This window comes from Gemmata sp., assembly GCF_051859125.1.
Taxonomy (GTDB): domain Bacteria; phylum Planctomycetota; class Planctomycetia; order Gemmatales; family Gemmataceae; genus Gemmata.
Window position 1 is genome coordinate 1 of record NZ_JBHYGG010000226.1, and the last position, 2424, is coordinate 2424.

The 2424-nt window shown below is 68.6% G+C and carries 4 protein-coding genes; 2 read left to right on the forward strand and 2 right to left on the reverse strand.

The genetic code is table 11. The features are described 5' to 3' along the window. Positions 1 to 74: 74 nt before the first annotated feature. A complete protein-coding gene (locus ACTIGN_RS18635) occupies positions 75 to 341 on the reverse strand; it encodes a hypothetical protein (protein WP_439626540.1) in 267 nt (88 codons plus the stop codon). 170 nt (positions 342 to 511) lie between these two features. Here ACTIGN_RS18635 and ACTIGN_RS18640 point away from each other — a divergent pair, with 170 nt between their 5' ends. Then, positions 512 to 781: a 50S ribosomal protein L27 gene (locus ACTIGN_RS18640; RefSeq protein ID WP_439626542.1), complete on the forward strand. Its 270-nt coding sequence runs from the start codon at positions 512 to 514 to the stop codon at positions 779 to 781. A gap of 49 nt (positions 782 to 830) precedes the next feature. Here the strand turns inward: ACTIGN_RS18640 and ACTIGN_RS18645 are convergent, their stop codons facing one another. Beyond that, positions 831 to 1505, reverse strand: coding sequence for an HAD family hydrolase (locus ACTIGN_RS18645; protein ID WP_439626544.1), 675 nt, complete (start codon positions 1503 to 1505; stop codon positions 831 to 833). Between the two features lie 36 nt (positions 1506 to 1541). On the opposite strand from ACTIGN_RS18645, the gene ACTIGN_RS18650 reads away from it, so the two are divergent. Beyond that, complete coding sequence (locus ACTIGN_RS18650) at positions 1542 to 2228, forward strand: metallophosphoesterase family protein (protein ID WP_439626546.1); 687 nt, start codon at positions 1542 to 1544, stop codon at positions 2226 to 2228. The last annotated feature ends 196 nt before the right edge of the window (positions 2229 to 2424 follow it).

A 2424-nucleotide genomic window follows, 5' to 3' on the forward strand; every position in this document is an offset into this window, starting at 1 on the left:
CCCACCCCCCCGCCCCCCCCCCCCCGCCCCCGGCTCCAGTCATTTTGAGGCTGCGGGCCGCTGCTCCGTGTCGGTCACGTGCCGCTCATCAGCTCCTCGACCAGCTTGGCCAGCAGGGTCGGGTCCTTCTTTGCGGTCAGGTGGGCGATCCGCTCCTTGGGCACTTCCATTTTCTCCATGTACGTTACCGCCGACGCCCACAGCTTGTCGCGCTTCTTGCCCTCCGCCAGGTACAGGTCGCCGACGAGTTCGGACAGCTTCTGCCAGGTGATCTGGTCGATGTTCTGGTAGTACCGCTTGATGATTCCCTGCTGGTGCTTCGTGAAGTTTTCCATCGCCATCGGTCGGCCTCCTCGGGTGAGTTCTGCTCCGCTCCTAGCACAGCCGACGCGGGGGTCCGGGTCAAGGTGAGTCGCCGGGCTCCGGCGCGCGAATCAGGATTGCCAGCCCGGGCGCAGTCCCTAAAATACACACTCTTCAGCACCGGCATTCCGTAAAGGGGGAATACAACATGGCACACAAGAAGGGCCAGGGCTCGGTCCGCAACGGTCGCGACTCGGTCTCGAAGCGGCGCGGCATCAAGGCCTACGCCGGCCAGTTCGTGACGACCGGCAGCATCATCGTGACGCAGTGCGGCACCCGGTACGCCCCGGGCTCGTACGTCCGCCGCGCCAAGAACGACAGCCTGTTCGCGCTGACCGACGGCACGGTGTACTTCGACCAGGGCAGCAAGCGGATCAACCTGATCCCGGCCACCGCCGGCGACACCAAGATCAGGTGATTTGGACCGCACCCGGCGAGCGGCGGCCTTCGGGCCGCCGCTCTCGTTTTTACCTCCAGATGCGCAGCAACTCCGCCGGGTTCGACAGGTCCGCGAGGGCGTAGTCGGGGGCGTGCGACGCCAGCTCTTCGAGCGGGTGCCAGCCGGTCGCCACGGCCACGGCCTTCGCGCCCACGGCACGCGCGCACTGCACGTCGAGCGGCGTGTCGCCGATCACCCACACGTCGCCGGCGGCGACCTCCCGCTTCAGGTGCGCCCGGACCTCCGAGACCGCCGTGCGGGCCACGTCGTCGCGGTCGAAGTGGTCGTCCCCGAACCCGCCGCACGCGAAGAAGTCCCACAGCCCGAAGTGGTTGAGCTTATGCCGCGCCCCGACCCGCACGTTCCCGGTGAGCAGGCCCAGAACCACCCCGGACCGCGGGCGCAGCTCGCCGAGCAGCTCCGTGACCCCCGGGCAGACCTCGCCGCCGTGCGTCTTCAGCCGCACGGGCAGTTCCGCCAGGTACGCCTCGTGGAGGCGGGTCTGGTTCTCGGGCGTCGGGTCGATGCCGTGGACGCGGAGCAGGTCGCGGCCGATGGCCCGATCCGTGCGGCCGGAGTACGAGACCGTGTCGCGGACCTCGCGGACCCCGAACGCGGTCTGGAGGGCGTGTTCCATCGCGCCCTTGCCCGCGCCGCCGGTGCGGACGAGCGTTCCGTCGATGTCGAAAAGGAGGATTGGCATGGGGTTGTTATACTGACCCCTCCCCGGGAGTTCCCCATGCGCGTGCTCGCGTTCGGTGACATCCACGGCTGTCTCGCCGCGTTCGATTCGCTCCTCGACTGGGTGAAGCCGACCCGCGACGACGTCGTCATCACGCTCGGCGACTACGTGGACCGCGGGCCGGACTCGCGGGGCGTCATCAGGCGGCTCATCGCGCTCCAGCAGTCGCACAACCTGATCTGCCTCCGCGGGAACCACGAGGCGATGATGCTCGACGCCCGCACGGGCGGCCGCGGGCAGAAGAAAATGTGGCTCAGCGTCGGCGGGGTCGAGACGCTCGCCTCCTACGGCATCGCCGCCGGCGCGGACGCGACCCTCGACGCCGTACCCGCCGAGCACTGGGACTGGCTCGCGACGCACCTGGTCGACTACTACGAGAGCGACCGATTCATCTTCGTCCACGCGACCGTACTGCCCGAGTACGACATGGACGCCCAGCCCGATTACGCGCTGCTGTGGGAGTTCCTCCCGGACGCAATGCGGCACTACTCGGGGAAGACGGTCGTGTGCGGGCACACGTCGCAGAAGTCGGGGGTGCCGAAGGTGGTTCCCGGGGCCGTGTGTATCGACACGCGGGCGTTCTCGACCGGGTGGCTGACGTGCCTCGACGTCCACGAGGGCCGGTACTGGCAGGCCGACATGCGCGGCAACCGCAGGGAGGGGCGGGTGGACTACGAGGCGTGACGCCGGTGGTGAGGTTCGGCCGAAATCCGACTGGGACATACCGTCTGTGGCCGGCGGGCCGCCACGGAGGGCGGCCCCTACTAAACGGGTCGCGCTCGGATCGTAGGGGCCGCCCTCCGTGGCGGCCCGCGTGGGGCGAACAATTCAACAGAGTCGAAGATGGGAGCGATTCCACCCGGACGGATGAAATGGGGCT

What these genes read in the sequence shown, in the direction of transcription:
- ACTIGN_RS18645 (WP_439626544.1), bottom strand. Translation starts at nt 1,505, where the DNA reads ATGCCAATCCTCCTTTTCGACATCGACGGAACGCTCGTCCGCACCGGC.
- ACTIGN_RS18635 (WP_439626540.1), bottom strand. Translation starts at nt 341, where the DNA reads ATGGCGATGGAAAACTTCACGAAGCACCAGCAGGGAATCATCAAGCGG.
- ACTIGN_RS18640 (WP_439626542.1), top strand. Translation starts at nt 512, where the DNA reads ATGGCACACAAGAAGGGCCAGGGCTCGGTCCGCAACGGTCGCGACTCG.
- ACTIGN_RS18650 (WP_439626546.1), top strand. Translation starts at nt 1,542, where the DNA reads ATGCGCGTGCTCGCGTTCGGTGACATCCACGGCTGTCTCGCCGCGTTC.